Genomic DNA, 25,287 nt, shown 5'->3' with positions numbered 1-25,287 from the left:
GGCCTCAGCACACAAGATTTCTGACACGTCCCTCCGGGTGCCCCTCTCTGCGCATATCACCTGTGAAGCACGATCTGGCGGATTCTCGGCTGCGACACTCCGAACTCTCGTGCGAGTGACATTCCTGCTTCCCCTGCCGCTCTCCTTTTGCGAATCTCCTCCATCTGCTCTTTCGTGAGTCGCCCCGTTCTGGCCATCGTCGGCACAGCTGCAACGAATATCGTCTTCTTTACTGGTTGCGTCAGTGTTCCGTGCACATACTTATCTGCCGTATTGCCCTTCGGCGTGTCATACCTGAGATTCCCCAGCCGGTTGTTTGTCGGATCGGGATCATGCGTATGGCAGACCTGCATTGCTTCTGGACACGGGCCGACGAATGCCTCCATCACGAGTTGGTGAACATAGCGCCGCTTACCCTGTCCGTCCCGGGATAGCTCCACGACTAGATAGCCATCATTCGCAGGCACGAGCTTCAATACCTTTCCGCGAACCTGCCCGCGATCCAGGCGTATGCGATCTAGCGATCTGATCCTGCCCAGATCGCTCGCTTGGTAGAGTCCTTTGTAATCGGGTATGTCTCGCCAGTATTCGGTCATGCGTGCCACGCTCTGTCAGTTGATCGTGATGCATCATCCCGCACGCCGCTTGGCCTGGGAAGGAGGCTATTGCGATCTCGCCCGCTGGTTCTGCACACCGCGTCTCCGACGACCACCTCGCGCTGGTCAGATCGGTCGGCATTCGTCTTGTTCGAGCTTTGGGTTTTGCCTGCCGGGCGAAATGTGGTGGGCTTGGCTAGGCTTCTAGCGTGCTTGACTCACTCGTTCCATCCTATGAAATAACTCCGAATACAACGCGAAACTTGGCATTCTTGAAATGCAACATTCTCTTTTTCTAATCAGTAACTTACAGGTGCCTCATCTGAATGGCCGCTAGACGCTGAAATAACACCATTCTTTTCAGGTAAATTAGTGCCGCTATCGCACTCGATACCACGGCACGGAGAGGGGGCGAAATTGATTCGAAACTGAGTGATTGGTGCCCCATGGCTGGATGCGTCTGTCGCGGTAGCGAAAACAAAGGGATACGCTCTTCTTTACACCCGAAAATTTGGATGGGCGCGACCGCATATCCGAACCGGTCGCGACTTTGTAACGCCAGACACTTGAGCACGAAGCTTTGTGCCGCTGGTCTAAAAAGAGAACCTCAAACTCGATTTTGATGAGAACCGGCCCGAACATCGCCTTCGTCGTGGCCTTCATCGAGTGCAGCAACCAGACGGTGCGCGACCACGAGAACGAGCGCATGCAGATCATTCAGGCGACGCTGGGCTTTGCCGAGCGCATCGTCGCCGACTTCGACTACTCCGTTTTCAGGAAGGCCGCGTAACGGTTGGCGATGGGTTTTCAGGAAGGGCGCCTCATACGCCCGCAGCACCTCGTCAGTGCTCCCATTTAGAAGGGTCGTGAAATTCGCCTATTAGCCTTTCTCGTTCTTTTGAAAACTTGGCTGACGATGCCACAATCACGAATGGCTCAACAACCTTCTCCGATATGGGAGCGCAGACAGCTGATACCGCGAACGAATTATCGTAACCATCGATGAATTGCTCGTCTGCATCCACTATGACCACGCCCATCGAGGTAAGGACTTTCACGGCCACAGTTGCGCATGACTTGAGGTCTTTAAACCAAGTGGGCACCGCGCCCATTGACAACATCGGAGGTTCGTTCAATTTGGATTGCAAGTCTGCAATCTGCTGCTTGGCATCTGCAAGCACGCGCTTTTGCTGACTGTTTGCATTTTTCAAATCAGCGATCTGCTGGTTGGCATCTGCAAGCGCGTTATTTTGCTGGTCGGTTTCGTTGACCAGACAGTCGAATTTTTTGTGCAATTCTGATTCTTTATCGGTGCCCAAGAGCGCGGTCGCGCATTCAGCGATCGCCACGTTGCCCATAGTGGCGATCGTCATCGCAAAAAGCGATCTTCTAGTTACCACGGCAATAGATCGGCGGGTCGGGATCTTTACACGGGTCAGCCACAGCCGGGTTGTTTGCATCTTTTGCCTCCGTGTTGCCTGCAATCTTTTGATATAACGCAAGGCCAGCGGAAACTGCCAGTGCGAGAACGACCAGGACTTTAGTGACGCCTCTTATCTGGTCGACAAGCCACTGCCAAAATTTCGGAATTGGCTTGTCGTCATCTTCTGGCATGACGCCTTCCTTCATCGGTGGCCGTTAAAGGATCGCTTACCGGGAACGTCGACATCGACGACCCTATAATTAACAATATGACATAACTTTTTGGGCGCGTAACAAATAAGCGACCAACATGCTGCGCGCACGTCGCGAGCGACTTCGACTACTCCGTTTTCAGGAAGGCCGCTTGACTCGACGGCGCCCGTTTTCCCGTTTAATCGATTCAATCTCCGCACGCAGTTTCTGGTTTTCCAGCTGGATTTTTTCCAGTTCGTGCGCCTGCCGGGCTGTCTCTCGTCGGTTCTTCTGTTGGGCGAAGTAGGTTGTCGTCACGTATCCGAGGAGCGCGACAAACCCGCCGAACCATGCCGCGAGGGTCTTCCAGTCTGTAGGTTGCCCGGCAGGCGCAGCGGGCGCCGTCGAACCACCCGGCGGTGCGTTAAGCATCTGTAGAAGCGTGTGGATCAACGCAAAGAATGCGATGGCCGCCCCGAAAACGGCAGAAATTCGTTCAGGATTGGCCCCGATCCGTTTCAAGAATGGGATGATCTTCTGCGGCTGCGGTTCCATAGCGCCCTCCGGGAGCAACCAACAGCGATCGACATCGCCACGCGACCCTATGATCAACAATATGACATAACTTTTTGGGCGCATAACAAAATGACTGAACGCACACGAACCGGCATCGCACTCGGCGGGCCGGCCCGCGCACGCATCGCAGAACTCTCAGAGCTGAGTCGCCTTTCGCAGAACGCCATCATCGAGTCGCTGATCCTAGGCGTGACCGATGAAGAAGCCCAGGAGATCATTGCGCGCGGCAATGCGCTCGTGAAAAGTGAGAAGCGCATCCGACTGGAGACGAACCGAGCATTGCGTGAGCAGCTCGCCACCCTCACCCCGGAACAGCAGCAGGCGCTGCTGAAACTCGCCCAGAAGACCGGTGCGCAGTGAGTCCCTTCTATGCAGGGATGGAGTATGCGCGCGAGCACCTGCCCAAATCCACCGGCGCCTTGCTGTATAAGGATCGGATTTCAGGTGGCAAAAAATTAGGCGCGAGGCCCCACACACTATGCGCGCCGTCCTAAGACCACCGACGTCTGGTGTTTAGCGGCATCATCGCTAAGAGCGACTGTATGTGGCTCATATAATCTCGACATCGCCCGCGGAATTGTTCGGATGTATCCATGAAGATATTTGTTGGTCCAAAGAGCCCGCGAAATCGATCGCCATTGAGCTGAAGCACTTTCTGCAAATGACGCTTCGCCAGGTCGACGTGTGGGAATCTGAAAGTGACATCGAGAAGGGAAAGCGGTGGGGAGTGCAGATCGCGAAGCAACTTGAAAGCACAATGTCGGCGTCATATGTGTCACGCCAAACAACATGCAGGAGGCGTGGCCTCTTTTTGAAGCAGGGGCGCTGTCGAAGTCATTGACTGACGACGCTCGAACTTGAAGAACCAACCACTGAATCTTCGCCGGGTCGAGGGGCGGCTCAGGGTCGTCCGCGGCCAATCGCATCAGGCAAAATGCTACAACTTTGGCGCGAAAATAGGCCAGTCGCACGAACTTTGACGCAGCCGCCCGGGCGCCCGTGGCGCGACTGTCACGTAGGTCCTTGATTTTCAGCGTGCAACATCGCGCTTACCCTGGCGAACGAGTCCGTAGAGAGGTCGAGCGGGGGCCTAGGTCTGAGGTGCTCTTGGAGGAGGTATCGAGAGATGGTAGGAAGGTAGTTATTAGCGAACGCTGTCCTCTGTGAGCAGAAACAAGGACCATGCAGGTCTGTGCGCCCGAAATCTTGTTTTTTTGTCATAGGCATCCCGTTGTGGCGGCGCCAGAACCGCTCTAAGGCGCTCGGAGGCGATACTCGAGTCGGCGGGTAGGTGGTGGGTGGCCCCGCGTTCTGCTGGGCCGCGCAGCGCGCCATCTGGTTGGCCTGGGGAGTATTGGCAGAGCGGCGATCCTGCTCGTAGCCAAGATGTTGTTCAGGTTGTATCGTGACATCGCCACTGCGCATACAAAAACTCGATGAATGCGCGCTATTCGCGGTGAACGCCGAGAACCCGGCGCCAATAAGACGCATTTTGACCCCGTCAGCGAATTGCCTCAGATCCGGTTTCATCATTGCAATGAATCGGATAACTAAGGTAATTAACTGGTGACTTGCTTGCCAGTGGAGGTGAATCTGACGAGAATTGAGCACTAAGAACGCTCGCGTGAAGCAATGATCACTTGCTGCGGAAGCTTGCCCGCGACGACCTTCGATTTTCTTCTGTAACACGTCAGGTGACGGTGGGTGAGAAATAAGAACACGACGCCCCATCGGACCGGGAAATCTATGCCGGGGCGAAGGGGAGGCAGTTGTGAACCGGAGGATAAAGTGAACGAGCCCGAGGAGCGCGATCTGATCTTAGCCAAGCTGGCGGAGTTAGAGCGGCGTGTCGACGAGTTGCACGACGGGCTTCATGAAGAAGCCTGCGGCATGCTTGCGACGATTGACCGAATGGAGGTGTTGCTACAACGGACGAACGAACTGATACGAGAGCGCTTGGCTCAGGGAAAAAATCCGTAAGAGAACGGTTACCAGTGAGGTGTTCGGACAGTTGCAGTTATTCACCGGTCAGCAGCCTGCTTTGGAAACCTTCGCTATGTCGAATCCGCTAACGAACCGAGCACATCCGATGTTTCCCGCGTTCAATTTCATGACGGAAGATGAATACGACGAGTGGGCGAGGGAGCACGTCCAGCGGGCACTCGATGATCCCGGCCCGAGTATTCCACACGAGGTTGTAGTGGCCGACGTGCGTGCGCGCATGGCGAAAAGGCGCAAGCACCGCAAACCTCGGCGGTCGGTCATCAGGCGTGACGCCTTCGCAGACGGCTGGTTTCACCGGACGGCCGGCGCACCGATCGAAAAGAACCCACACGATAAAAGCCGTTCGAGCGCGCGGTGGCGTTGGTGGCGTCAAGGATGGTTGTCTGCCACCACGCATCCGAGCAGAGTCGGGTGGACCGACTGCGACTAGAGGGAGGCTGACGACGAGTATTTCATCAGCGGCGGTTTACACCGAGCAAGATTCCATAGACCAGGCCGTGGCTAAGATGCGTGGTTCCGTCACGAAATCGCGCTGGGCATGCCGAAGCTGATGCCGCGAAGCTGAGTCCGCACCATGAAGTCGTCGCAGAAATGCGTGCGCACATCGAAGAAAGGCGAAAGGCCCACAGAGGATCGACTGAGGAAAACGAGCGCCAAGGATGTCACAGATGAACGTCGAGAGCCACCTGCGGTTTAGTTGGCAGCAGCCCCTTCGTCCATGCGCAGAAGCGCAACTCGAAGATCCAGAGCTTCTCTTAGAGTGGCGATCTTTTCTTGGGTTGATCGGTTTGGCGTTGCTCCAGCTGAGCTTTCATGTAGGCGACGAAGCGCACGGAACATAACCATTCGAGGAGCCATATGGGATTCTCCGCCTACCTCCAATCGCTGTGTAGCTCGAGGCAGATGGATTTGTTCTCGGAGGAGGTGGGATGGAACTCTTTGCTAGCCGCACACGATCGGTTCCGAGAAACTGACGCTACGATAAGTATGGCATTCGGGAACGAACGAAGTTTTCAGCAGCTAGGACGTGGTGATTCGATTCTGACGCTGAACGAAGCCTCGTATGTTCTCGGATCGAGCAAGGTTGTTGGTGTTTTTGACAGAGGTGTATCGGAGAGTATCAATGTCAAAACCGCTTACCGTTCTGTATGTTGCTCGTCAGAACGTCAGGTCTTGGCGAATGGTGTGTGGACAGATACGAAAGGAATAAAGCGAGGCGACTTGGTCGCAGTTCCTAAGAGGCTGACCTTCGGGAGACGTCTACTCCCTGAATATGAGGTTGACCTTCTTGCCTTGTGGCTTGCAGAAGGGCACAACTACCGAATTTCGAACCAGACTCCCGAAATCGTTCAGGTTATGGTTGATGCCGCAGCCCACTATGGACTGGTTCCTACTGCGAATGACGGGCTCAACTGGCAATTGACGAATGGCGATCGGACGGGCGGGCCACAGGCGGGCTCAAAGAACGGCATGCGTCGGATGCTGGAGAGACATGGTGTGTGGGGGTTGCGCAGCAAAACCAAGTTCATTCCTGACGAACTGTTCGATCTGCAGGAGCAGCAGCTTGCACGCTTTCTAAACCTGTTCGTTGCATGCGATGGTTGCATCTGTCGTCGCTCCAAGGACACTTGGGCTCTTGAGATTGGTCTCGCGAACGAACGGATGTTGAGCCAAATCGGAATGCTTCTTCACAAGTTCGGCATTCGAGGACAGATTCGGCATAAGGTGCATAACGCGGTGGGTCGTCGGAGTGGCCTACCGTTTGAAAGCTGGCGCTTCATCGCCTCGGACCCAGATGCACTCGAGGCATTCGCAAGCAGGATTGGCGCGATCTCCAAGGAGCGAGTAGTGCAGGCGGCTCGAGAGGCTGCGTTAGCTTCTCGCGGCAATTGCAACAGCTATCTGCCTATCTCGCACGACGACTTTATAAAGCATCTCGTCTACACACCGGTTTTGAAGAACAAGCGCAGTTGCCATAACTTCAAGGTCGCTCGAGACTTACCTGAAGAGCTTCGTCAAGGCTTGACGAGTTGGCGTAAGCAGACCCCGTCTCGGGTTTCGCAGCGTCGCTATGCGCAGCTGAAGGGCTTCAGTGACGGCTTCTTTTCGGCTATCGCGGAGGGCGAAGTGGCCTGGGAAGAGGTGACCGCTGTGGAGCAAAACGCTCCCGCACGAGGGTGGGACCTTACCTTAGCTGGAAACCGGAACTTCATATACGGTGGTATTGTGACCAGAGGCGCTTGAAGTAATGCAGCCCGTGCCCCCGATGCTTGACGATACTTCATTCCATGCCGGTTCCTCCATGGCTCCTACCTTGGCGCAGGATGGGGGCGTGGCATAGCAAGGTTCAGCGCGAAATTGCGATTCAGGGAACGGCTAGCCGTTCAAAACTTTGACGAGGGTGCCAAATGACAGGCCCGCTCACGCTGTTCAAGCGCTTGACCATCGCAGGCATGCTACCGGCGCGAGCCGAGGTTCTCGTCGAAGAACTCTTTGAAGTTCAGAAAGCAACATTTCGATCCGAGTCGGCATCGGCGCTGCTTTCCTCTATTGGATTGAGTCGTAGAAGTCTTTCGAGGCCGTCGCCAGCGATTTGCTCAATAGGCTCGGGAGAGTTCATGCAGAGGGCTCAGAGCATACGCCGCGGCCGTGCATACGACCTCAACGGCCCGACCGTAACGACGTTGAGTTCGATCGACCATTTGTGAGCTAGAGAGCGAGCATCCCCGCTAGCCGTTCATAACCGCAGGGTTCCCCGACCGAGGGAAGTGAAGATGGATGAAACAATCGAGACGGTCCTTGAGGAGTTGAAAGAGATCCAGCAGCTCGTCAGGGAAATGCACGAGACATTTCGTAGCGATTTCGTCGAGATCAATGCACAGATTGATCGCATTGATACCTCTGCCAAAAAGACCAGTGAGCTCATTCGGCAGCCCCGTCAGTTCCGATGATCGACGTTCGAAGTCTGAGAAGTGCCATCGGCATCGAGCGGGCAGGAAGACGGGAGGGGATTGCTGCTCGCGCGCGACGATCACGCTTTAGTAGATAAGCTTCTACTATTCTTTTGTTTGCTTTTGAGACACACCGGAACAAGTCAAAGCTCTCCCAAACCCGGCTGGTGTCAGCAAGGTTCGGGCGAGTTGATCGTCCAGTATCCTTAAGCCTCATAGAGGCCACCGTCTACATGGGTGCCGGAGAAAAAGCCTTTCCCGTCTTTGTTCAACCATCCGCAGACTTAAACACGAAGGCATCGTGTCCACTCTTGGGTTCTGCAAGGATACGCCCCCACCCTAGTCGCCATCGAGTTCCCACTTGCGACATCGCGGCAGGTTGCTCAATCGCTTGGGGCTCGCCCCGCCTGCACTCTCTGTTTCCTAACGGGCCGCGGTGGTTATCCTCCCACCTCCCGCTAGTGCGTGAAACAGCGCTGATGGGATTTTAAGTAGGCGGTGACTTATTTGCAAGGGTTCAGGACTATAAATGTGCGAATCGGGCGGTGGTAGAGATGTGCGCTTCATAAGACGCATAGGCATTACCGGTTAATCGAACGTGTTACGCGGTATAACATTGAAGTTGGAAAAGTGCTGCTTTTAATAACGCTCAGTGCAAAAAATATCAAACAATCACAGCGGAGAATCTAATTCTAGGAAGCTTGGAAAGTCTCCTGCGAGGCCGAGCAACATTTGCTTTGCCTCACTTGCTCAAATGCACAGGACGTCCAGATAAGGTCATTTGTCGTAGTCACCGCGGCGGCGAGCGACGAGAATACTATCGGCCGCCGCAGAACTGCAGAGGGAGGGACCTAGACCGGTTGCTTGAACGTGATCTCTGGACCACCGGGTCGGATAATTTCGGATCAGGAATTGGCAACCATGGTTTGGCTACCGAGGTATTTCTTGGACTTTTCGCTGTGGCGTCGAAACTTCTTTCGTGAACGAAGCGTGTGTCTGCTGTCGCCGGCTATCTGAGGCGTCGCCCCGGCGGCGCTGACCTTCGAAGCAGTAGTTGCTAGTGACCGAGAAAGGGACCGCAGACGGGTCGCTTGAGATCGCAGGGTTTAATTACCGCGATGTCGCGACCACGCTTGATCCGTTCGATGCTTGACGCGCGGCGACTCCCAAAAGCTCCAAGAGGCACTTGAGCGGTCCGCGAGGGCGGGGCGGCACAAGTGTCTTGATGGCCGGGTGAACGGAAGGCTCATAGGGCTGTTAAAACGCTTCGCTGACATGGCGTCGACACCGAGCGTCACGCCTCGGTGATCAGTTGCTTGTGTCGGATCCGTAGCCCTTTTGCACCGACCAATCTAAATCCATCGGTTCGTTCGACACCCATGCCGGTAACGGCGTATTCGGTCCGACTTATAGGACCATTGATGATGCTAGGCTTTCAAAAACTTACTTGTCACTTTATGGCTTTCCATTAGTTCTTGGAATGTAGTTTTTAAAGGGTTTTGAAAAGAAGGTGTAGATAAAGAGGAAACCCCAAAAAGTGACAAGTGGTAAAGATTACAAAATCTGCACATTTTTTAGTCAACAAGCTGTGCTTCGAAGAAGACCTCCGGCTCGGGAAAAGATCCCGGAGAGAAACAGGCTTCGGCTCGGCTAAATGTTAGCTTTTCTGAAGCGTTTCTTCGTCCGGAGGAGGGCCCGCCTCCGGACGAATTTCTTCCGTTTGGGAGGCTATGCTGTGTGAAGCCACTGCGGCGCCCCCCGGTTCTATGCCGATGGGTGTTGCCGAACACCGCGGGAGAAGAGTCGACGAGGGAATGTGATGCGCTAGGAGCCTCACACGTGTCTGAGGCGCTAAGCCGATAAGCGAGTTGATCTACCTATCATGCCAATTGTCTTTTGACTCTCTATCTTGGGGATTGGGAAAGCAATTGATCTCGTTGCCTCGCGCCCCCCGTTGTTCAAATGCTATTGACGACGTGGTCTGAGCGAACAGAAAAAATAACTCTGCGCTTACTAGTTAGAGCTGCTCAGGCAGCGTCGCCATTGCTAATGGCGAGAGCTGTGGTTACTCCAGATTGCATAGAGGATGGGGATTGATGCGCTGATAAACCAGACTGTGTTGATGTATCGACGCGTGAACCGTTCGCGCGGCGTCTCCTTTGCGAGCCTTTCCGCTCTAGCCTTTTGCCATTCCTTGATGCACATCGCGCGTCTTCCTCGTCGTATTTGTTCTGAATAGAAATTGTCGCATGTGATGCGTGGACATTTCAAGGAAGTCACGGGTTACTAATTTTTGTAAAGACCGGATTTTCTTTTTGTTAGGCCCGGATTTGTTTTGCGCGGATGTTGTAACTCTGGCTTTAATCGCGCCGAACTCGCGGACAGCGAACCTCGCCAATGCTTTCTCTGCGACACCGACACCGGTAACCAATATCGTGCCGCGTGGCGCACAAGTTTGAGCAGTCGTTTGGATTGCCGGGAAACAATTCAGCGATCCTTGAGGCGCTTTAATTGATGACTTTTCGCAGGAGTCTGCGCGCGATGCTTTGCGCGATCGCCTAGGGACGAACGACGGGATCCATGCTGGTTCTCTTGTTTGCGATAGCACCGGTGCCTCCTGCGTCTCGATGTAACTGTCAAGATTGAGGACCGGTGCGATTGGGCTGATGCGAACGCCGCTGAGTTCATGGGCAACATCGTCGCGGTGCGGACCAACACGGTGAGGTAGCTGTCCGAGTCCACAATTTTTCACTTGTTGTTCCTGCCGCGCATGGTCGGGCGGGGGATCTCGGGACAGGCTCGAAGCCGATAGCCTTGAAAACGTCTTCGAGCAATTCCGCAATGCAATGTGCGGAGGCGTGCCGGCAGTCGCCGAGGCTGCCTGACATGGAACAGATGACGCTACAGAACATCCGGACAGCGCCGCCGCTCGTGTGGCGCTCGCAAATCACCTTCAACGGCATGGGCGGCTGCCAGATGATCGATGCGAACAACGCCGAACTGCGCGCGAAGCACAAACCAGCGCGTGACCGTCGCGCGGTAGCAAACGAAAGCCCGGCTGCTGAGCGGGGCTTTTGCGTTGCGTAGAATGTCTTCGTCGATGGCTTCCATGGAGAAGCGCCGTGACCCAAGATGCCGAATTTCACGCAGACGCCCGACTTTTTGAGCAGTTTGGTTTTGGCCTTGCAGCGGTTAACTTCGCTGGCATCTTGGCCCTGCTGTCGGTCGGTAGCGAGCAATTCGACTTAAACCTTGCGGCATGTGTCGATCATTTTGCGTGGTCGCTCGCGTTTTTTGCCGGGACTGGCTTTCTTGGCGTCCTGATGCAAAGAGAAGACTCGGGTTTATTCCACCCAATAACATTTTGGGTCGGCTTCGTAGAGTTGATGGGCGGGGGCCTAGCGTTGTTATTTGCGCTGTCCGATCTTTTGGAGCACTTCAAGGTCGAACGATGGCAGCGCAACCTAATGACAATTGCGCTAGTGGTTCCCGCAGTTCTGTCGTTATTGCTATGGGTGATCCGGAAGGTCAGGCGATAGACATGGGTTTACTGGGGCCGTATCATATGCGGATCACGGAGAAGGCACATGGCCTACAAGACATTCACGCTCGGAGACCTGCGCGCGCTGCTCGCGCCGCTCCCGACCACCCGCAAGCAAGCGGTGCTTTACACCCTCGACACGCACGGCACGCTCGACCACACGATGATCCTCGGGTGGAAAGAAGCGCTGCGCATGCCCGCGGGCGACTTCGCAAAGGACATCATCCGTGCCCAGCCGCGCTACCTGCGTCTGGACTACGTGTTCTGGGAGTATCACGAAAATGGGCAAGCTGCTCCATTGTTCGGGCTCGAAGATAGCGTAAGCGAAGTCACTTTGGGTCGCAGCTTCGCCGACCTGCAGGCGCTTTACGATCGCATGATCTGGATCGACACGCAGGTGGAAGTGGTGAGCTTCGTGCGCGACCTCAACTTGGCTCTGGAGCGCTGATGGACATCGAGTGGATCGGGTGGGGAGTAACCAACGTTCTGGTGGCGGTTTTCTTCATTCCGCTCGCCTTGCTGGTGGTGCGATTCTTCGCGTGGCTCTTCGCCGTGCCCGCACCGAAGATCGGACTGTTCAGCGCGTATCGCGACGGCCAGCTGGGCTATGTGATCGTGGGCTGGATGGCCGCCGCATTTTTCGAACTACTCACCGCGGCCCGCAAACCACATGGTTGGCAGGACTGGATGGGTTGGGACTTTGGCGCGATCGTCCTGTTCGGATTGCTCGGCAGCGTCGTGGGCGTAGGCGGGGGCATGTTCCCGGCCAAAGCCTTCACCCCTGTGGCCGGGCAGCCTGTGAAGAACTTCTTCAGGAAGGTGCTAAACTTCAGAGTGTTTTCTGTTTCCGTGATTCTTGCGGCACTTTGTCTGTGGCTCGTGGTCAGTATTCATAAGCGCACCACGACGCATTGTTAAAGGGGGTCCACATGCTGAAAGAAGTTCTCGAGGTCCGTCACGATGGCACGCGCCTCGTCGCGTTGATCGCGGCAGTCGGCGCCCTGATCGGCGTCGTGCTGATGGTGATATCGTCGCTGACGGTCTGAGCCCGGTTGCCATGGTCCGACCACTGCTCAAATAAAGAAGCCCGCCGCGTGCGGGCTTCTTGCTGCGCAGCCAATTCGACAAATCAAATGATCAGCATTTGAACGACCGTGCTTTTCTTCGGTTGCTTCTCCAATAGAACCATCCACTGACTACCGGACGGGTTGAAGAACCGCTGCCCGTTACGTTTTTCACCCGCCAACCCTCGGTCAGCAACTGTGGAAGCTGCTTGAGATGGTCGGGATCGGAGTCAGGGAGCTTTGATATATAGCCACTGGCTCCGTCTACCACGATGATGAGTTTTGAGCTGTAATGGCCGCTGCTGGAATGACACTCATGTTCCCCTCTCCGAGGTCATCCATTGAAAATATCGAGTAAATCACATGAAAGAATGATCGAGGCCAGTCGATCAAACAAATGCACCACGAGCCTTATGCGTGGTAGCGCACATAAGGCTGTCGAGGACAAACTGAGTCGCTTTGCGCTGCTCCGCTCTTATGCTTTCTCCAGCATCGGAGCCAGGCACTCGGCGCACACATAACGGGCATAGCCGCGCGGGTCTGTGCCGGCGTCGCCTAGTCCGTTCACGCGCACGCTTTCATAGTGCGCAGAGTATGGCGAGTCATTCTCGGAGGTCGTTTCAACCCCGGTGTGCCCATTCGCGCAGGCGAAATGCCGTGTGGTGCGCAAGGTCATACGTGCCTCTCTGGTTTATCGGTATCCATCACTGCCGAGCACCTGCTGCATGTTCGAGCCTTCCCATGATACCGGTCGGCTGTTCGTCATGCCAGCATCCTCGGCCAGCATCGCGGGCAGTTGGGGGACGGTCAGGTGGCCGTGGGTCGTGTTGTTCGGGTCAGCCCGGTTGCAGTTGTCTACCACGACGAGCAGGTGGTGAAGAGGGGGCCTGAGACAGATCCAGCTCGATCTTCGCGGTCTCGGTCATTCAAATTCCCTAATCAGCCGTTCGAGCGATGGATTTCGGGCCGGCGCGCCAACTTTTGCGAATGTTCTGCACTTAGCGCGGCCAGACGCGCTCGGGCGAACCGTCACGCTAGGAATTGCCGCGATTCGGGCGCGAGTCTTTTTTCGCTTCGCCCAGCATGCAATAGGCCGTAACAGCCACGAGCACTGAAAGGAGCGGCCGCTGCCAACTTGCCTTTGATCAGCCCTGCAAGATTAAGCTCTGCCGTTTTCTCGCTCATTTCTATCTGCGGTTGTCGGTGTCCGTAATTCTCGTCGATCCAGCGCTTCACACACGCCGTAACCGGACCTCAGTCCGCTTCGATTTGAGCCGAGCAGCACATGGGTGGGCTTCCATCACGAGTCATCGGAGCCTCATCATAATTCTGTAGGAATACCCCACGCAGCGGCATTTCGCTTCCTGCACGCATGTCCGACCAAAGACGAAACAATACTCACACTTCTCGAAAGTTTTCTCGGGTGCGCCGGCAGTGCGGTTCGATACGGCGACTTTCAAAGCGAAGCGCGGATATTCGTTTTCGTAGGTGGCAGATATTTGTGCGTCCAGCCTGGATTATGAGGGAGGGCGTTCTCGCCCCGAATGCAGAAGACCGACGAAGCGCAAAAACTAGCGAGTCGACCCGACGTGAGGAGCAGTCATGACGCGGAGAGATCTGACAGTGGGGCTTGTGGCGGGTGTTTTGACTCTGTTCGTGGCAATCGCAATGCTCGCCTCAATCCATTCGAGTCGCAATGGGGGAGTGCCGCAATCAGCTCCGGCAGCGGCAGCGTCAGATGCAGAGGCTGCTGCTTCAGATGCAGCAGCAGCGTCAGACGCGGCGGCGTCAGCAACAGCGTCAGCATCAGATGCAGGAGCGGCGGCATCAGATGCAGGAGCTTTGGCGGCAGCGCCAGCACCAGCGTCAAATGCGGGAGCACCAGTGGCACCAGCAGCGGTGCCGCCGGCACCTCCGGCGACAGATGTGCAAGGGGGAAGTGGAGCTCCACCGTCTATATTTCCGGCGGTTGACGAAGCGCTTTCGAAGATGCGGCTAGGCAACATCGCATTCAATTCACCCAGTCCAATAAACATCGACGATAGCGCCAAAATCGAGTTGCGCCTCGATCTACACCAATCTCCTGCCGAGCTCGCCAAGTCAATTACCGCCCCGGGCAAAGTGGAAAGCGACCGAATCAAGGTTTCGGATCATATGACCGCGCACCTGTCCAGTCCCGATTTCGATATCACCGCCAATACACCCGAGACACAGGCTGTCAGCGGCGCAGAGCCAACCTCGTGGATTTGGACCGTCAAGCCAAAGACCTCAGGTGAACACAATCTCTATCTGGACTTGGACGCAAACATTATCCTGGACGGTGTGCTCACCCCACGGACCATCAGGACGTTTAGCAAGACCATTAACGTAACAGTTACGCCTAGTCAGCGATTCGTGGACTTTGCCAAAGAGAACTGGCAATGGCTGTGGGCCACTATTTTTGTGCCAATCGCAGGTTGGTGGTGGAGGCGTCGGCATAAGAGCGCAAACGTGGACGTGACCTGACCGGAATCGGCGCACCTATAACGACGGAGCATTTGTTCCGGTCCCCGGCTGCAGGGATAGCTTGGGCTCACGGTGTGAAGCCGGGTAACCACCGCCAAAACCCCGCTGGTAACAGCTTGGAGCGGTGTTCAGGTAACAGAAACGGTGACAGCCGGGAAAAGCGCAGTGATTTTGGCGCTGGCCGCGCTTATCGGACACTTGCGCCGTCACGGAGTAGGAATGATAGACTTCGCAAGGAGGTCCGACAGGACCTCCTTGTCGAAGCGCCAGGGAATCGGCGGCGCCGCGACCGACGCGCGAACATGCGCGATGAACGCCTTGCGCGCTATCTCGCGACCGCCTAGCGACGCCAGATGCGACGTGTTCTGCTGGCAGTCTATCATTTCTATTTCGTGACGGCGCAAGTGTCCGACAAGTGCGGCCAGCGCCATTTTCGACGCATCCGTGACCTCCGCGAACATGGATTCGCCGAAGAACATTTTGCCGAACGACACGCCGTACAAACCTCCCACGCGCTTGCCTTCGAACCAGGTTTCGATGCTGTGCGCATCGCCCACACGATGCAGCGACGAGTACGCTTCGACCACATCCGCGGTGATCCAGGTTCCGCGCTGTCCGCGTCGCGGCGCCTGCGCGCAGGCGCGCATCACGGCGGCGAAATCATGGTCGACGCGGATTTCCCACGCGTCTTCGCGCAGCACGCGCCGGAGCGTTTTGCGCAGCGACGGCGCGACCTTGAATTCGGCGGGGCGCAGGATCATGCGCGGGTCGGGACTCCACCACAACACCGGCTGGCCGTCCGAATACCAGGGGAAGATGCCGCGCCGATAGGCGTCGATCAGCCGTGACGGCAGCAGGTCGCCGCTGGCGGCGAGCAGGCCCGGCGCGCCGCTGGTCGCGCCGAGCGCGCGTTCGACGGGCGGAAACGGGTCGTCAGGGCCGAGCCAGGGAACCATGCGCGCCGCTCAACCTTCGCGCAGCGAGCGGAAGATGTCGCCCGTGTGCAGGCCGAAGCTGCCGGCGGCGCGGTCGGCGAAAAAGAAACGCAGGGTCTGGCCGACGGTGGGAAAGGCAATCTCGTCCCAGGGGATTTCATGTTCTTCGAAGAGTTTCACTTCGAGGCTTTCTTCGCCGGCGGCAATGTCGAGATCGAGCAGGCGCGCCATGTAGAACAGATGAACCTGATGCACATGGGGCACGTTCAGCAGCGAGAAGAGGTTTTGCACTTCGACGCGCGCGCCGGCTTCTTCCAGCGTTTCGCGCGATGCCGCTTCGGCGGTCGTTTCACCCATTTCCATGAAGCCCGCGGGCAGCGTCCAGTAGCCGTAGCGCGGCTCGATCGCGCGGCGGCACAGCAGCACCTTGTCGTCCCACACCGGAACGGTGCCGACCACGTTGCGCGGATTCTGATAATGCACCGTGCCGCAACTGCCGCATACGAAGCGCTCGCGGTTGTCGCCGGGCGGAATGCTCAGGCTGACACCCTGGCCGCAGACAGAACAGAATTTCATAGGAAGGGGACGAGAAAGGGTGACAGGAGTTTATCACCGGGGCGAAGTTTTTCTCAGGTCGCAAAATCACGGCGAGCGGGATTGGGTGGGCGACGAGGCCGGTGCGGAGGAACGAGCGCGCAAATCGCGCACGACCCAACCGTTTGGTTCGGAATCCCGAGCATTTCGCGCGTGAGGGTCGATCCGTGGGCTCGCATGGTGTCGCGAGCGGGTGATCCGTGTCGCAAGCCGATGCTGGGATGGATGCTGAAAGAAAAGCAGTACGACGCGCGGTGGTGCGCTAGGCGATGTAAGACTTGTCAAACCGTTCGGGGAAAACAAAAAAGGCCTGCCGATTTGGCAAGCCTTGAATGTTGTTTCGACGTCTCCAACCAACTTGATGAACTTGGTTGCGGGGGTAGGATTTGAACCTACGACCTTCGGGTTATGAGCCCGACGAGCTGCCAGACTGCTCCACCCCGCGTCCGTCGAAGAAAAGATTATAGAACAAAGCCAGTAGGGTTGCAATACCTATTTAAGAACCGGCTTCAATCCGCGAGACATGCGTCTGCGCATGAGTGCCGAAGTCGCTGCGCGCATGGCTTGCGTCGCATGCCGGAAGGCGCGCGTGAGGCGCTGCGCTAGAATTCAGATTCCTCTCGCGACGCCGCCCTGCCCGCACGGCGGCGCGCGCTCCACCTCTTACCACGCTCTGAACTCCATGGATATCGCTCACGATCTGCAGGTGATTGTCGCTCAGGAACACACGCTGGTGTTCCCACAATTCGACGCCGACCGCGCGTGGCAAGTCGGCGCCTATCTGCACGAGGTCGCCAAGGCGCGGGGTATCCCCGTCGCGATCGACGTGCGCACGTTCGGTCAGCCGCTGTTCTTCAGCTTGCTCGACGGCGCGACGCCGGACAATATCGATTGGGTGCGCCGCAAGAGCAACACGGTCGCGCATTTTCGCCGCAGTTCGTACGCGATCGGCCTGAAGTTGCAGCAGGCCGGCGGCACGCTCGCGGACAAGCACGCTTTGGCTGCCGCGGAATATGCGTCGCATGGCGGCGCGTTTCCGTTGACGGTGGCGCACGCGGGCGTGATCGGTTCGATCACGGTGTCGGGTTTGCCGCAGCGCGCCGATCACGAACTGGTGGTGGAAGCGCTGTGCGCGCATCTCGGCCACGACTACAGCAAGCTCGCGCTAGCAAAGGCCTGAGCCGATGCGGCTGCCTCCTTATGCCTTGCTCGGCATTGCCATCGTGGCCGAAGTGATCGCGACCTCCGCGATGCGGGCGTCGGAGGGCTTCTCGCGGTTCCTGCCTTCAGCAGTGGTCGTACTCGGCTATGGCGTGGCGTTCTATTGTCTGTCGCTCACGCTGAAGAGCATTCCGGTCGGCATCGTCTATGCGGTGTGGTCCGGCGCGGGCATCGTGCTGATCACGCTGGTCGCGGTGCTGCTGTACCGGCAGGTGCCCGACGTGCCAGCCGTCATCGGCCTCGGGCTGATCATTGCCGGTGTTGCGGTGCTGAACATGTTTTCGAAGATGCAGGCGCACTGAGCCGTTGCATCGGCACCGGCGCCGCAGGCGCTTATTTGCAGCGCACGATCATCGAGCGATTTTTCACGTTGGCCGACACGACGTTCGTGACGCTGCCGCCCGCCGTGCCGCCTTCGTCATTGTCTTTGGAGACGATGTCGTAACCCGTCGCGCCGCAGGCCTTGCCGGCCTGCACATAGCACGAAGCCCAGCTGGAAGAGGCGTCGGCGCCGCTGCAATTCACGGCGAAGCCGGTCTGGCCATTCGGCAGGTTGATCAGCGACGTGGTGTTCGACGATGCGCAGCCGGCAAGGCTCGCCGCGCCGAGCAGCACGGCGGCGGGAAGGGCGGCCGCGAGCGTGCTGCGGCGAACGAAAGCCGGCGCTGCGCCGCTTCGAAGGCGGTTGAAGCGGCCGGCGCGGCGCAGTTGCGTCATGAAATGCATCGTGATGTTTCCTTTCAGATTGATATTCGGGTCGCCACGTGGATCGGGAGCACTTGCCGACGCTCGGCAGAAGCTCAGGGTGCTTCGATCGTAATGCCCGCCGCGCTGACCATCTGGCGGCTTTGCTCGCCTTCTTTGGTGGCCGCGTCTTCCCAGATACTGATGGCTTTTGGAATGTCGATGCCGTGGCTTTCGGCGTACGCAAACCAAGTGTTCGCCGCATCCGTTTCGGGCAATTCGTGGCTTTGCAGAAAATATTTTCCCATATTGCGCTCACTGAACTCGAAAAGGCGTCGTCGTGGCAGCACGGACCGTGCCGATGATCCTGTTCGACCGGAGCGGGCCAAACAAGTGCGATCGGCTGCATCGCCGGGTCGCGCTGCAGAACTAATCGGCTCGCGACGCGCCTTACTTACTGGTTGGCCGTGCGCCGGCGCGCGTGCTGCTCTCGCACGCACGGGCGCAGCCGGCGATATGCAGGTCGACGCACGGGCAGGCGTATCGAACGCGGTTCGACGCGGCGCCCACCCATGAATTGCAACGAGGAGAACGAATATGGCTGAACGGGTCAGCGGCCCTTACCGCGGTTACTACATCAGCGCCACCGCGCGCCTCGTGCCGGCGGCCGACGCACCGGCTGCGACCGCAGGCAACGCGAGCGGGACTTACGTCGGCTCGGTGAGTCTGGCTGAACACGGTCCGGACGATCCTCACCGCATGGAAACCTTGCTCGAACTCGGCGACGGCCAGCGCTTCGCCAGCGAAGAGGAGGCGCTCGTCTTCGTCGAGCAGGCGGCGCGCGATTACATCGACCGCCTGTTGGGAAGCGCTTGATGGCGGTGCGCAAGGTGAAGAAAAGCGTCGCCGGCCCTGTCGGCAAAACCGCCGATGAAAGCGCTGCGGCAGGGTGGACCTCGGTCCGGCCGCGCGAGTACCATAACGACGTTCTCCGGGGCCGGCCGGTTTTCGCCTGCGCCGGTTTCCCGTCGGATCTTTCTGATGAGGCAGCCATGGAAATTCGGTTTCCCGCGGACGCGCCTGCCTACCGCGACTCGAATCTGACCGTTGTCTTTCCCGCGCTGGTGGACGGCGAACCGGTGCCGTGCGCGATCTCGGTCGAAGCGCTCGAAGATCATTTCGGCGCCTACTCCGAGGACCTGGAAGGCTGGATGCGCGCTTTCGACGCCGGACGTCCGCGCATCGAAGCGGTCGCGCGCGAGCACTTGCAGATCAGCAACGGCACGCCTGTGTTGCTGAAGAGTGGCCACTTTCCGCCAGGCAACGTGGCGGGGTAGTCGTGCTGCCCGAGTGAGCATGCGGCCATGCGGACTCCGTCGCAACGGCAGCGGATTGGCGGGTCAGACGCGCTACGGCGGTGAGCAATCCGCCACAGAGCGGGCCGTGCGAGCCATGGCGAGTTCGCATGCGCCGACCCGATGCGCCGGAGGCTGCACAACATCGCGCAACTCGCCGCACAACTCGCAAACGCCACGCGCGCAATCCCGACGACCTTCGCGCTTTCGTTCAAGCCGCGCTCGCGGCGCTTCCGTTTGCTCCCGCATTTGCCGATGCCGCCTCGCGCGCGGCATCGAATGCATGGCGAATGCCTTCTTCGTAAGACGTTCTGACGATCGGGCCGATCAGTTCGGTCAACGCCGAGTCGTCGAGCACGAGCGGTTCGGTCATCAGGTAATTCATTTCCACCAGTTCCCGCATCAACGGGCTGAACAGACCGAACACGCGCAGCAGGGTCTTGCCGGCGACCATCAGCTTCGGTTGGCGGCCGGCTAGCGCATAAGCCTGGCGCGCCACTTCGCGCTGCGTGATGGTGCCCGCGCCGGCGAGGTGCCACCAGCGCCCATACGCCTCGGGCGTGCGCGTGAGCTTTTCGACCACCGGCCCGATATCCGGCAGATAGATGAATTCATGCGGCACATCCACCGGGCCGATCACCTGCGCGCGCTTGCCGGTCGCCGCGGCTTCGAACACGCCGTTCAGCAGACTGCGCTCGATCTTCGGGCCGTAGAAGTCGGGCAGGCGCAGCACGAGCGTCGGCAGACCATCGCGTCCATGGGCCGCCAGTACCAGATTTTCCTGCGCGAGCCGCATTTGGCCCTTGAACGTGTGCGGCTCGCGCGGATGATTTTCGCGGATCGGATTGCCGCGCGCGCGGCCGTACGGATACACCGTGCCGATCAGAATGAAGCGCTCGACGCCCGCCGCCGTCACGCCCGCCAGCGTTCTCTCCATGAGCGGCGGATGCGCGGCGAACTGATCGTAGGGCACGCCGACCAGATAGATCACCGTCTGCAGATCCTGCGACGCCGCGCGGATCGAAGCGGGGTCGTCCGGATTCCACGTGACGATCTCCGCGTGCGGATCGTGGCCGAAAGCGGCCTCGAGCGGCGCGCGCGAGCGGCCGACCACCCGGTAATCGCGGCCCGCCGCGCTGAGCGCCGCCGCGATGATCTGACCGGCCGCGCCCGCGGCGCCAAATAAACCCACCTTGCCCGTGACTTGCATGACGACTCCTTGAAGCGGCGCCGCATCGCGTCCGCATGGATTGTGATTGATGATATATAATTTAATGAACACTGTTCAGTGAACAGCGTTCAGTTTAATTTGACTTTTCAGTTTGTCAACCCGAAAATGTTCGTCATGGGAATCGCTGAACGAAAGAACCGCCAGAAACAGGCACTGCGCGAACGCATCCTCGATGCCGCGCGGCGCATCGTGATGCGCGAAGGTTTTGCCGCGCTGTCCATGCGCAAAATCGCCGACGCCATCGAATATTCACCCGCCACGCTGTACCTGCATTTCGCAAGCCGCGACGAGATCGCGCAAGCGTTGTGCGCGGAAGGCTACGCACAACTGCTGCAGACATTCGTGCCGCTCGCGGGCATCGCGGATCCGGCCGAGCGGCTCAAGGCGCTCGGCCGGGCCTACGTCGCGTTCGGTGTCGCGCATCCGGAAACGTACCGGCTGATCTTCATGGAAGATCCGAGCTACACCGGCGCGGCGCTGGGCGGCGTGGCGAAGGGTAAGGCGGCGGCGGATCCGGTCAATGCCGGCGCGGCGTCGGGTGGTGCCGTGCTGAGCTCGGATCCGGAAGCCACGGCGGCTGACGAAGCGATCGGCGAAACGGCCGCTACCGGGGACGATCCCGGCGAGGCCGCGTTGCACATCATGATTTCCGCGCTCGACGAACTCAAAGCGGCGGGGTGTCTGTCGGCGTCGATGGACGTGGCGGTGTGGGCCGAGGCGTTCTGGGCGAATTTGCACGGCATCGTCGCACTGAATCTGACGTGTCCCGTGTTCCCGACCGCGCCGCTCGACACGGTGGTGGGCATCGCGCTCGACGCCTGGTTGGGCGCGTCGCACGCAATGCAGGCGCCGGGCGCCGCGGCCGACGCCGGTACGCGCAAGAAAAAATCCCCTGAAACGCGTACCGGGTCGCCGGCGCAACCGGACAACGATCCCGCCGCGCAGCCTTCAGCTAGAAAACCGGCCAAAGCCGCAGCGAGCGGTGCCACCGCACCGGCCGCGAGGCGCAAAAGCACAAGTGCGTGATAACGTTCAATTCCACCTTAATTTGCGCGGTTGCGCTTAGCTCGCCATGTCCATTTCCGCCTCGCCCGCCGTCAGCGACGAAGTCGCGACTTTCGTAGCCAACCGTATCGGTTTCATCGAACTGGACAGGCCGAAGGCGCTCAATGCGCTGTCGACCGGCATGATTCGCGCGATGCACGCGGCGCTCGATCAGTGGCGCGAAGATCCGGACGTGCTCGCCGTCGTGGTGCGCAGCCGGCACCCGCGCGCGTTCTGCGCGGGCGGCGACATCCGCTTTCTGTATGAGTCGGCGCAGCGCGGCGAACAGGATGTGCGCGACACGTTTTTCATCGAGGAATACCGGCTCAATCACGCCATCTTCATCTTTCCGAAACCGTATATCGCGTTGATGAACGGCGTCGTGATGGGCGGCGGCATGGGCATTTCGCAGGGCGCGCATCGCACCGGCGGTCTGCGAGTCGTCACGAATTCGACGAAGATGGCGATGCCGGAAACTCGCATCGGCCTGTTTCCGGACGTCGGCGCGGGTTGGTTTCTGGCCCGCACGCCTGGCGCGATTGGCCGCTATCTGGCAGTGACCGGCGAAACGATCGGCGCGGCCGACGCGCTTTACGCGGGTCTCGCCGACACCTATATCGACGACGCGGCCTTGCCCGCGCTGGTCGACACCTTGCACAGCGAGCGCTTCGAGCGCGGCGCGGACGTGGTGGCGTGCATCGAACGCGCCGCGCTCGCGCATCAGGTCGTGCCGCGGCCGGAGGCGTCGTCGCTGGCGAATGGGCGGGCGTTGATCGATCGTCACTTCGCCTTGCCCGACGTCGCGCAAATTCTTGCTTCGCTCCAAAGCGAGCGCGAAGCCGCCGATTGGGCCGAACAGATGATTGCGGTCTTGCGCGAACGCTCGCCGCTGTCGATGGCGGTGTCGCTGGAAGTGGTGACGCGCGCCGAGGGTTCAATGGCTGACGTGCTGCGTGGCGACCTCGATCTGACGCGCTCGAGCTTTCTGCACGGCGACACGATCGAAGGCATTCGCGCGCGCATCATCGACAAAGACAACGCCCCGCGCTGGCGCTTCGCGCGCATCGAGGACGTGATTGCCGCCGACGTCGAGAAGATGTTCGAGAGCCCGTGGCCGGCGAACGAACATCCGCTGCGGGATTTGCGCGGTTAAAGCCGAAGAATTGGAGCCACGCGGGAAGCTATGACGCGCGTAACGCGCGTCATAGCGCCGTTTGCCAACGGCCAGTGGCCATACCGCCCAAGCCGTTTATTCCTCGTCTTCGCTCGCCATGAAGGCGCGCATGAACACCAGCGCGCCCCAGCCCCACATCGCATTCGCAGCGAATCCCACCGAGAGGCGCGGCAGCATGTTGCCGCTCGGCCAGATGCCGCGCAGCGGGTCGATCACGAACACGCTCGCCGCCGTCAACGCAATGCCGCCGAACACGAAAGCCGGCACCCACGGCGCACGCCGATGCGGCGCGACGCGCAACAGCCACGCCATCAGCACGGCCCAGAACGCGCTCCAGACCGCGTTGGCGATGAACTCAGGCAAGCCGAGCGGTAAAAACGGCGCAGTCGAAAAGCCGGTCGGCTCGATCATCCCGGCTGCGTGCAGCAGCGCCAGCGTCGATTCGTGGAAGAACAGGGAAGCCAGAAAACCGGCGACGAACGGCAGGATGAGTTTTTGCATGCATTGCACCGCCAGGATACAGGCGGCGTGGTTCGCATGGCCTGTACCGGATTATTCGGAAAACGTGCGCCATTATATCTAGACGTACCCCTTTACCAGCGTACACACCGCGCAACATCCGTATGCTTTAGCGTCGGGCTAATCACGAAAGTGGAAAACCTAAGCTAAAAAAAATCGTTCAAAAGCCGCAGCCCGATCCATAGACTGTTTCTCCATGCAGACGGCGCTTGCCGCTGTCGCCGTTTAATCGAGCGCATGACGCGCACGTTTGGTCGAGGGAAGCCGTCGCGATGTCCTGCCTGATGCCGATCTTCATCCGCCGCCTGGCGCACGCGCGCCGGCCGGTCCGTTGTCGCCGCTAGCGCGCAACGACACCGCATTTTTCTGTCTCTTCGCGCTACACCGTCCGGCTGTGTGCCGGAGGGATGCGCGCGGCCGGCGCGTGCGCGAACTCGACGCATCGTCTTCATTAATCCAGTTTCGTCCATGCAGGAGCAGCAAATGAATGTGTTCTGGTTCATTCCGACTCACGGCGACAGCCGCTATCTCGGTACGTCCCAAGGCGCACGCGCAGCCGATTACGACTATTTCCAGCAGATCGCCGTCGCCGCCGATACGCTCGGCTACGAGGGCGTGCTGCTGCCGACGGGCCGCTCGTGCGAGGACGCATGGGTCGTCGCGTCGAGCCTGATCGCCGCGACCAAACGCCTGAAGTTTCTGGTGGCGATCCGCCCGGGCATCTCGTCGCCGGGTCTGGCCGCGCGCATGGCGGCGACCTTCGACCGGCTGTCGAACGGGCGTCTGCTGATCAATGTCGTGACCGGCGGCGATGCGGCGGAGCTGGAAGGCGACGGCGTGTTCGTCGACCACGACACGCGCTATGAAATCACCGACGAATTCCTGCACATCTGGCGCAAGCTGCTGAGCGCCGCGCATACCAACGACGCGATCGATTTCGAGGGCAAGCATCTGAGCTCGAAGGGCGGCAAGGCGTTGTATCCGCCCGTGCAGAACCCGCATCCGCCGCTGTGGTTCGGCGGTTCGTCGCCGGCCGCGCACGAGATGGCGGGCGCGCATATCGATACCTACCTGACGTGGGGCGAGCCGCCCGAAGCCGTGGCGAAGAAGATCGCCGACATTCGCGCGCGCGCCGCGGCGCATGGCCGCCAGATCAAGTTCGGGATTCGTCTGCACGTGATCGTGCGCGAGACCGAAGAAGAAGCGTGGGCCGCCGCCGACAAGCTGATCAGCAAGCTCGACGATGAAACCATCTCGCGTGCCCAGGCCTCGTTCTCGAAGATGGACTCCGAAGGCCAGCGCCGCATGGCCGCGCTGCACGGCGGCAAGCGTGGCGGCCGCGCCGAGCTCGAGGTCTATCCGAATCTGTGGGCGGGCGTGGGCCTCGTGCGCGGCGGCGCGGGCACGGCGCTTGTCGGCAATCCGGAGCAGGTGGCGGCGCGCATGAAGGAGTACGCCGAACTCGGCATCGACACCTTCATTCTGTCGGGCTATCCGCATCTGGAAGAGTCGTACCGCTTTGCCGAACTCGTGTTTCCGTTGCTGCCGAATCGTCGCAACAAGGTGTCGAATGGACCGCTGTCGGGTCCGTTCGGCGAGATCGTCGGCAACAACTATCTGCCGAAGGCGGCCAGTTCGAGCTGAATCTCGAATCTGGTGCACGTGCCGCACCGGGCACG

The 25,287-nt window shown here is 59.1% G+C and carries 30 protein-coding genes and 1 tRNA gene; 17 read left to right on the top strand and 14 right to left on the bottom strand.

Features of this window, described 5'->3' with window-relative positions:
• Positions 1–56: 56 nt before the first annotated feature.
• Positions 57–596 (bottom strand): NUMOD4 domain-containing protein, encoded by a 540-nt coding sequence (locus B0G82_RS17740; RefSeq protein ID WP_121308211.1) that lies wholly within the window; start codon positions 594–596, stop codon positions 57–59.
• A 622-nt stretch (positions 597–1,218) separates the two neighbouring features.
• On the opposite strand from B0G82_RS17740, the gene B0G82_RS39735 reads away from it, so the two are divergent.
• On the top strand, positions 1,219–1,386 hold the full coding sequence (locus B0G82_RS39735) for a hypothetical protein (protein ID WP_158608156.1): 168 nt from the start codon (positions 1,219–1,221) through the stop codon (positions 1,384–1,386).
• A gap of 52 nt (positions 1,387–1,438) precedes the next feature.
• Here the strand turns inward: B0G82_RS39735 and B0G82_RS17735 are convergent, their stop codons facing one another.
• The 3 genes from B0G82_RS17735 to B0G82_RS17730 all read right to left on the bottom strand — a co-directional run bounded on the left by B0G82_RS17735 (position 1,439) and on the right by B0G82_RS17730 (position 2,765).
• The gene (locus B0G82_RS17735; RefSeq protein WP_147439500.1) at positions 1,439–1,969 is read right to left on the bottom strand and encodes a DUF3450 domain-containing protein; all 531 of its coding nucleotides are present in this window, start codon (positions 1,967–1,969) and stop codon (positions 1,439–1,441) included.
• 16 nt (positions 1,970–1,985) lie between these two features.
• Positions 1,986–2,210: a hypothetical protein gene (locus B0G82_RS39420; RefSeq protein WP_147439499.1), complete on the bottom strand. Its 225-nt coding sequence runs from the start codon at positions 2,208–2,210 to the stop codon at positions 1,986–1,988.
• Positions 2,211–2,369: 159 nt separating this feature from the next.
• Positions 2,370–2,765, bottom strand: coding sequence for a hypothetical protein (locus B0G82_RS17730; protein ID WP_121308208.1), 396 nt, complete (start codon positions 2,763–2,765; stop codon positions 2,370–2,372).
• A gap of 90 nt (positions 2,766–2,855) precedes the next feature.
• Here B0G82_RS17730 and B0G82_RS17725 point away from each other — a divergent pair, with 90 nt between their 5' ends.
• The 5 genes from B0G82_RS17725 to B0G82_RS39730 all read left to right on the top strand — a co-directional run bounded on the left by B0G82_RS17725 (position 2,856) and on the right by B0G82_RS39730 (position 7,741).
• The gene (locus B0G82_RS17725) at positions 2,856–3,146 is read left to right on the top strand and encodes a hypothetical protein (RefSeq protein ID WP_121308206.1); all 291 of its coding nucleotides are present in this window, start codon (positions 2,856–2,858) and stop codon (positions 3,144–3,146) included.
• Between the two features lie 1,428 nt (positions 3,147–4,574).
• Complete coding sequence (locus tag B0G82_RS17720) at positions 4,575–4,766, top strand: hypothetical protein (RefSeq protein WP_121308204.1); 192 nt, start codon at positions 4,575–4,577, stop codon at positions 4,764–4,766.
• 76 nt (positions 4,767–4,842) lie between these two features.
• On the top strand, positions 4,843–5,220 hold the full coding sequence (locus B0G82_RS41215) for a hypothetical protein (protein WP_347237516.1): 378 nt from the start codon (positions 4,843–4,845) through the stop codon (positions 5,218–5,220).
• A 557-nt stretch (positions 5,221–5,777) separates the two neighbouring features.
• A complete protein-coding gene (locus B0G82_RS17705) occupies positions 5,778–7,034 on the top strand; it encodes an LAGLIDADG family homing endonuclease (protein WP_158608155.1) in 1,257 nt (418 codons plus the stop codon).
• 530 nt (positions 7,035–7,564) lie between these two features.
• Positions 7,565–7,741 carry a hypothetical protein gene (locus B0G82_RS39730; RefSeq protein WP_158608154.1) on the top strand — a complete coding sequence of 59 codons (177 nt, stop codon included), beginning with the start codon at positions 7,565–7,567 and terminating at the stop codon, positions 7,739–7,741.
• A gap of 2,176 nt (positions 7,742–9,917) precedes the next feature.
• Here the strand turns inward: B0G82_RS39730 and B0G82_RS39415 are convergent.
• Both B0G82_RS39415 and B0G82_RS39410 read right to left on the bottom strand, forming a co-directional pair.
• On the bottom strand, positions 9,918–10,493 hold the full coding sequence (locus B0G82_RS39415) for a hypothetical protein (RefSeq protein ID WP_147439495.1): 576 nt from the start codon (positions 10,491–10,493) through the stop codon (positions 9,918–9,920).
• Between the two features lie 149 nt (positions 10,494–10,642).
• Positions 10,643–10,852: a hypothetical protein gene (locus B0G82_RS39410; RefSeq protein ID WP_147439493.1), complete on the bottom strand. Its 210-nt coding sequence runs from the start codon at positions 10,850–10,852 to the stop codon at positions 10,643–10,645.
• An 11-nt stretch (positions 10,853–10,863) separates the two neighbouring features.
• On the opposite strand from B0G82_RS39410, the gene B0G82_RS17695 reads away from it, so the two are divergent.
• From B0G82_RS17695 to B0G82_RS17685, 3 genes are read left to right on the top strand one after another with little or no spacing between them, the layout of a single operon-like run.
• Complete coding sequence (locus B0G82_RS17695; protein ID WP_121308194.1) at positions 10,864–11,280, top strand: hypothetical protein; 417 nt, start codon at positions 10,864–10,866, stop codon at positions 11,278–11,280.
• 48 nt (positions 11,281–11,328) lie between these two features.
• Positions 11,329–11,730, top strand: a complete 402-nt coding sequence (locus B0G82_RS17690; protein ID WP_121308192.1) for a hypothetical protein — start codon at positions 11,329–11,331, stop codon at positions 11,728–11,730.
• Positions 11,730–12,200 carry a hypothetical protein gene (locus B0G82_RS17685; protein WP_121308190.1) on the top strand — a complete coding sequence of 157 codons (471 nt, stop codon included), beginning with the start codon at positions 11,730–11,732 and terminating at the stop codon, positions 12,198–12,200. Before B0G82_RS17690 ends, B0G82_RS17685 begins: the two co-directional genes overlap by 1 nt.
• 1,746 nt (positions 12,201–13,946) lie before the next feature.
• Here the strand turns inward: B0G82_RS17685 and B0G82_RS39725 are convergent.
• Positions 13,947–14,297, bottom strand: a complete 351-nt coding sequence (locus tag B0G82_RS39725) for a hypothetical protein (RefSeq protein ID WP_158608153.1) — start codon at positions 14,295–14,297, stop codon at positions 13,947–13,949.
• Between the two features lie 38 nt (positions 14,298–14,335).
• On the opposite strand from B0G82_RS39725, the gene B0G82_RS39720 reads away from it, so the two are divergent.
• Positions 14,336–14,851: a hypothetical protein gene (locus B0G82_RS39720; RefSeq protein ID WP_158608152.1), complete on the top strand. Its 516-nt coding sequence runs from the start codon at positions 14,336–14,338 to the stop codon at positions 14,849–14,851.
• A gap of 206 nt (positions 14,852–15,057) precedes the next feature.
• Here B0G82_RS39720 and aat read toward each other — a convergent pair whose 3' ends face one another.
• From aat to B0G82_RS17665, 3 genes are all read right to left on the bottom strand, one after another.
• On the bottom strand, positions 15,058–15,807 hold the full coding sequence (gene aat / locus B0G82_RS17675) for a leucyl/phenylalanyl-tRNA--protein transferase (RefSeq protein ID WP_121308188.1): 750 nt from the start codon (positions 15,805–15,807) through the stop codon (positions 15,058–15,060).
• A gap of 9 nt (positions 15,808–15,816) precedes the next feature.
• The gene (locus B0G82_RS17670; protein WP_106283619.1) at positions 15,817–16,362 is read right to left on the bottom strand and encodes an NUDIX hydrolase; all 546 of its coding nucleotides are present in this window, start codon (positions 16,360–16,362) and stop codon (positions 15,817–15,819) included.
• Between the two features lie 386 nt (positions 16,363–16,748).
• A tRNA-Met gene (locus tag B0G82_RS17665) sits at positions 16,749–16,825 on the bottom strand.
• A gap of 237 nt (positions 16,826–17,062) precedes the next feature.
• Between B0G82_RS17665 and B0G82_RS17660 the strand changes: the two genes are divergently transcribed.
• On the top strand, positions 17,063–17,560 hold the full coding sequence (locus B0G82_RS17660) for a heme-degrading domain-containing protein (RefSeq protein WP_121308186.1): 498 nt from the start codon (positions 17,063–17,065) through the stop codon (positions 17,558–17,560).
• Positions 17,561–17,564: 4 nt separating this feature from the next.
• On the top strand, positions 17,565–17,903 hold the full coding sequence (locus B0G82_RS17655; RefSeq protein WP_121308185.1) for an SMR family transporter: 339 nt from the start codon (positions 17,565–17,567) through the stop codon (positions 17,901–17,903).
• A 31-nt stretch (positions 17,904–17,934) separates the two neighbouring features.
• Here the strand turns inward: B0G82_RS17655 and B0G82_RS17650 are convergent, their stop codons facing one another.
• A complete protein-coding gene (locus B0G82_RS17650) occupies positions 17,935–18,327 on the bottom strand; it encodes a hypothetical protein (protein ID WP_116141040.1) in 393 nt (130 codons plus the stop codon).
• Positions 18,328–18,401: 74 nt separating this feature from the next.
• Positions 18,402–18,593 (bottom strand): hypothetical protein, encoded by a 192-nt coding sequence (locus B0G82_RS17645; protein ID WP_116141042.1) that lies wholly within the window; start codon positions 18,591–18,593, stop codon positions 18,402–18,404.
• A gap of 289 nt (positions 18,594–18,882) precedes the next feature.
• Here B0G82_RS17645 and B0G82_RS17640 point away from each other — a divergent pair, with 289 nt between their 5' ends.
• Positions 18,883–19,161 carry a hypothetical protein gene (locus B0G82_RS17640; RefSeq protein ID WP_116116756.1) on the top strand — a complete coding sequence of 93 codons (279 nt, stop codon included), beginning with the start codon at positions 18,883–18,885 and terminating at the stop codon, positions 19,159–19,161.
• A 176-nt stretch (positions 19,162–19,337) separates the two neighbouring features.
• A complete protein-coding gene (locus tag B0G82_RS17635) occupies positions 19,338–19,622 on the top strand; it encodes a DUF1488 domain-containing protein (protein ID WP_041758889.1) in 285 nt (94 codons plus the stop codon).
• 229 nt (positions 19,623–19,851) lie between these two features.
• On the opposite strand, the gene B0G82_RS17630 is transcribed toward B0G82_RS17635, so the two are convergent.
• Complete coding sequence (locus B0G82_RS17630; protein WP_121308183.1) at positions 19,852–20,850, bottom strand: NAD-dependent epimerase/dehydratase family protein; 999 nt, start codon at positions 20,848–20,850, stop codon at positions 19,852–19,854.
• Between the two features lie 135 nt (positions 20,851–20,985).
• On the opposite strand from B0G82_RS17630, the gene B0G82_RS17625 reads away from it, so the two are divergent.
• Together B0G82_RS17625 and B0G82_RS17620 are read left to right on the top strand one after the other, a co-directional pair.
• Complete coding sequence (locus B0G82_RS17625) at positions 20,986–21,897, top strand: TetR/AcrR family transcriptional regulator (RefSeq protein WP_121308745.1); 912 nt, start codon at positions 20,986–20,988, stop codon at positions 21,895–21,897.
• 46 nt (positions 21,898–21,943) lie between these two features.
• On the top strand, positions 21,944–23,068 hold the full coding sequence (locus tag B0G82_RS17620; protein WP_121308181.1) for an enoyl-CoA hydratase/isomerase family protein: 1,125 nt from the start codon (positions 21,944–21,946) through the stop codon (positions 23,066–23,068).
• Positions 23,069–23,164: 96 nt separating this feature from the next.
• Here the strand turns inward: B0G82_RS17620 and B0G82_RS17615 are convergent, their stop codons facing one another.
• Positions 23,165–23,590 carry a hypothetical protein gene (locus tag B0G82_RS17615; protein WP_121308179.1) on the bottom strand — a complete coding sequence of 142 codons (426 nt, stop codon included), beginning with the start codon at positions 23,588–23,590 and terminating at the stop codon, positions 23,165–23,167.
• A 501-nt stretch (positions 23,591–24,091) separates the two neighbouring features.
• Between B0G82_RS17615 and ssuD the strand changes: the two genes are divergently transcribed.
• Positions 24,092–25,252, top strand: coding sequence for an FMNH2-dependent alkanesulfonate monooxygenase (gene ssuD, locus B0G82_RS17610; RefSeq protein WP_121308177.1), 1,161 nt, complete (start codon positions 24,092–24,094; stop codon positions 25,250–25,252).
• Positions 25,253–25,287: the final 35 nt, after the last annotated feature.

Source organism: Paraburkholderia sp. BL17N1 (genome assembly GCF_003634175.1).
Classification (GTDB): domain Bacteria; phylum Pseudomonadota; class Gammaproteobacteria; order Burkholderiales; family Burkholderiaceae; genus Paraburkholderia.
Note: the sequence above shows the minus strand (reverse complement) of the source record. Positions and strands in the feature narration are given on the sequence as shown.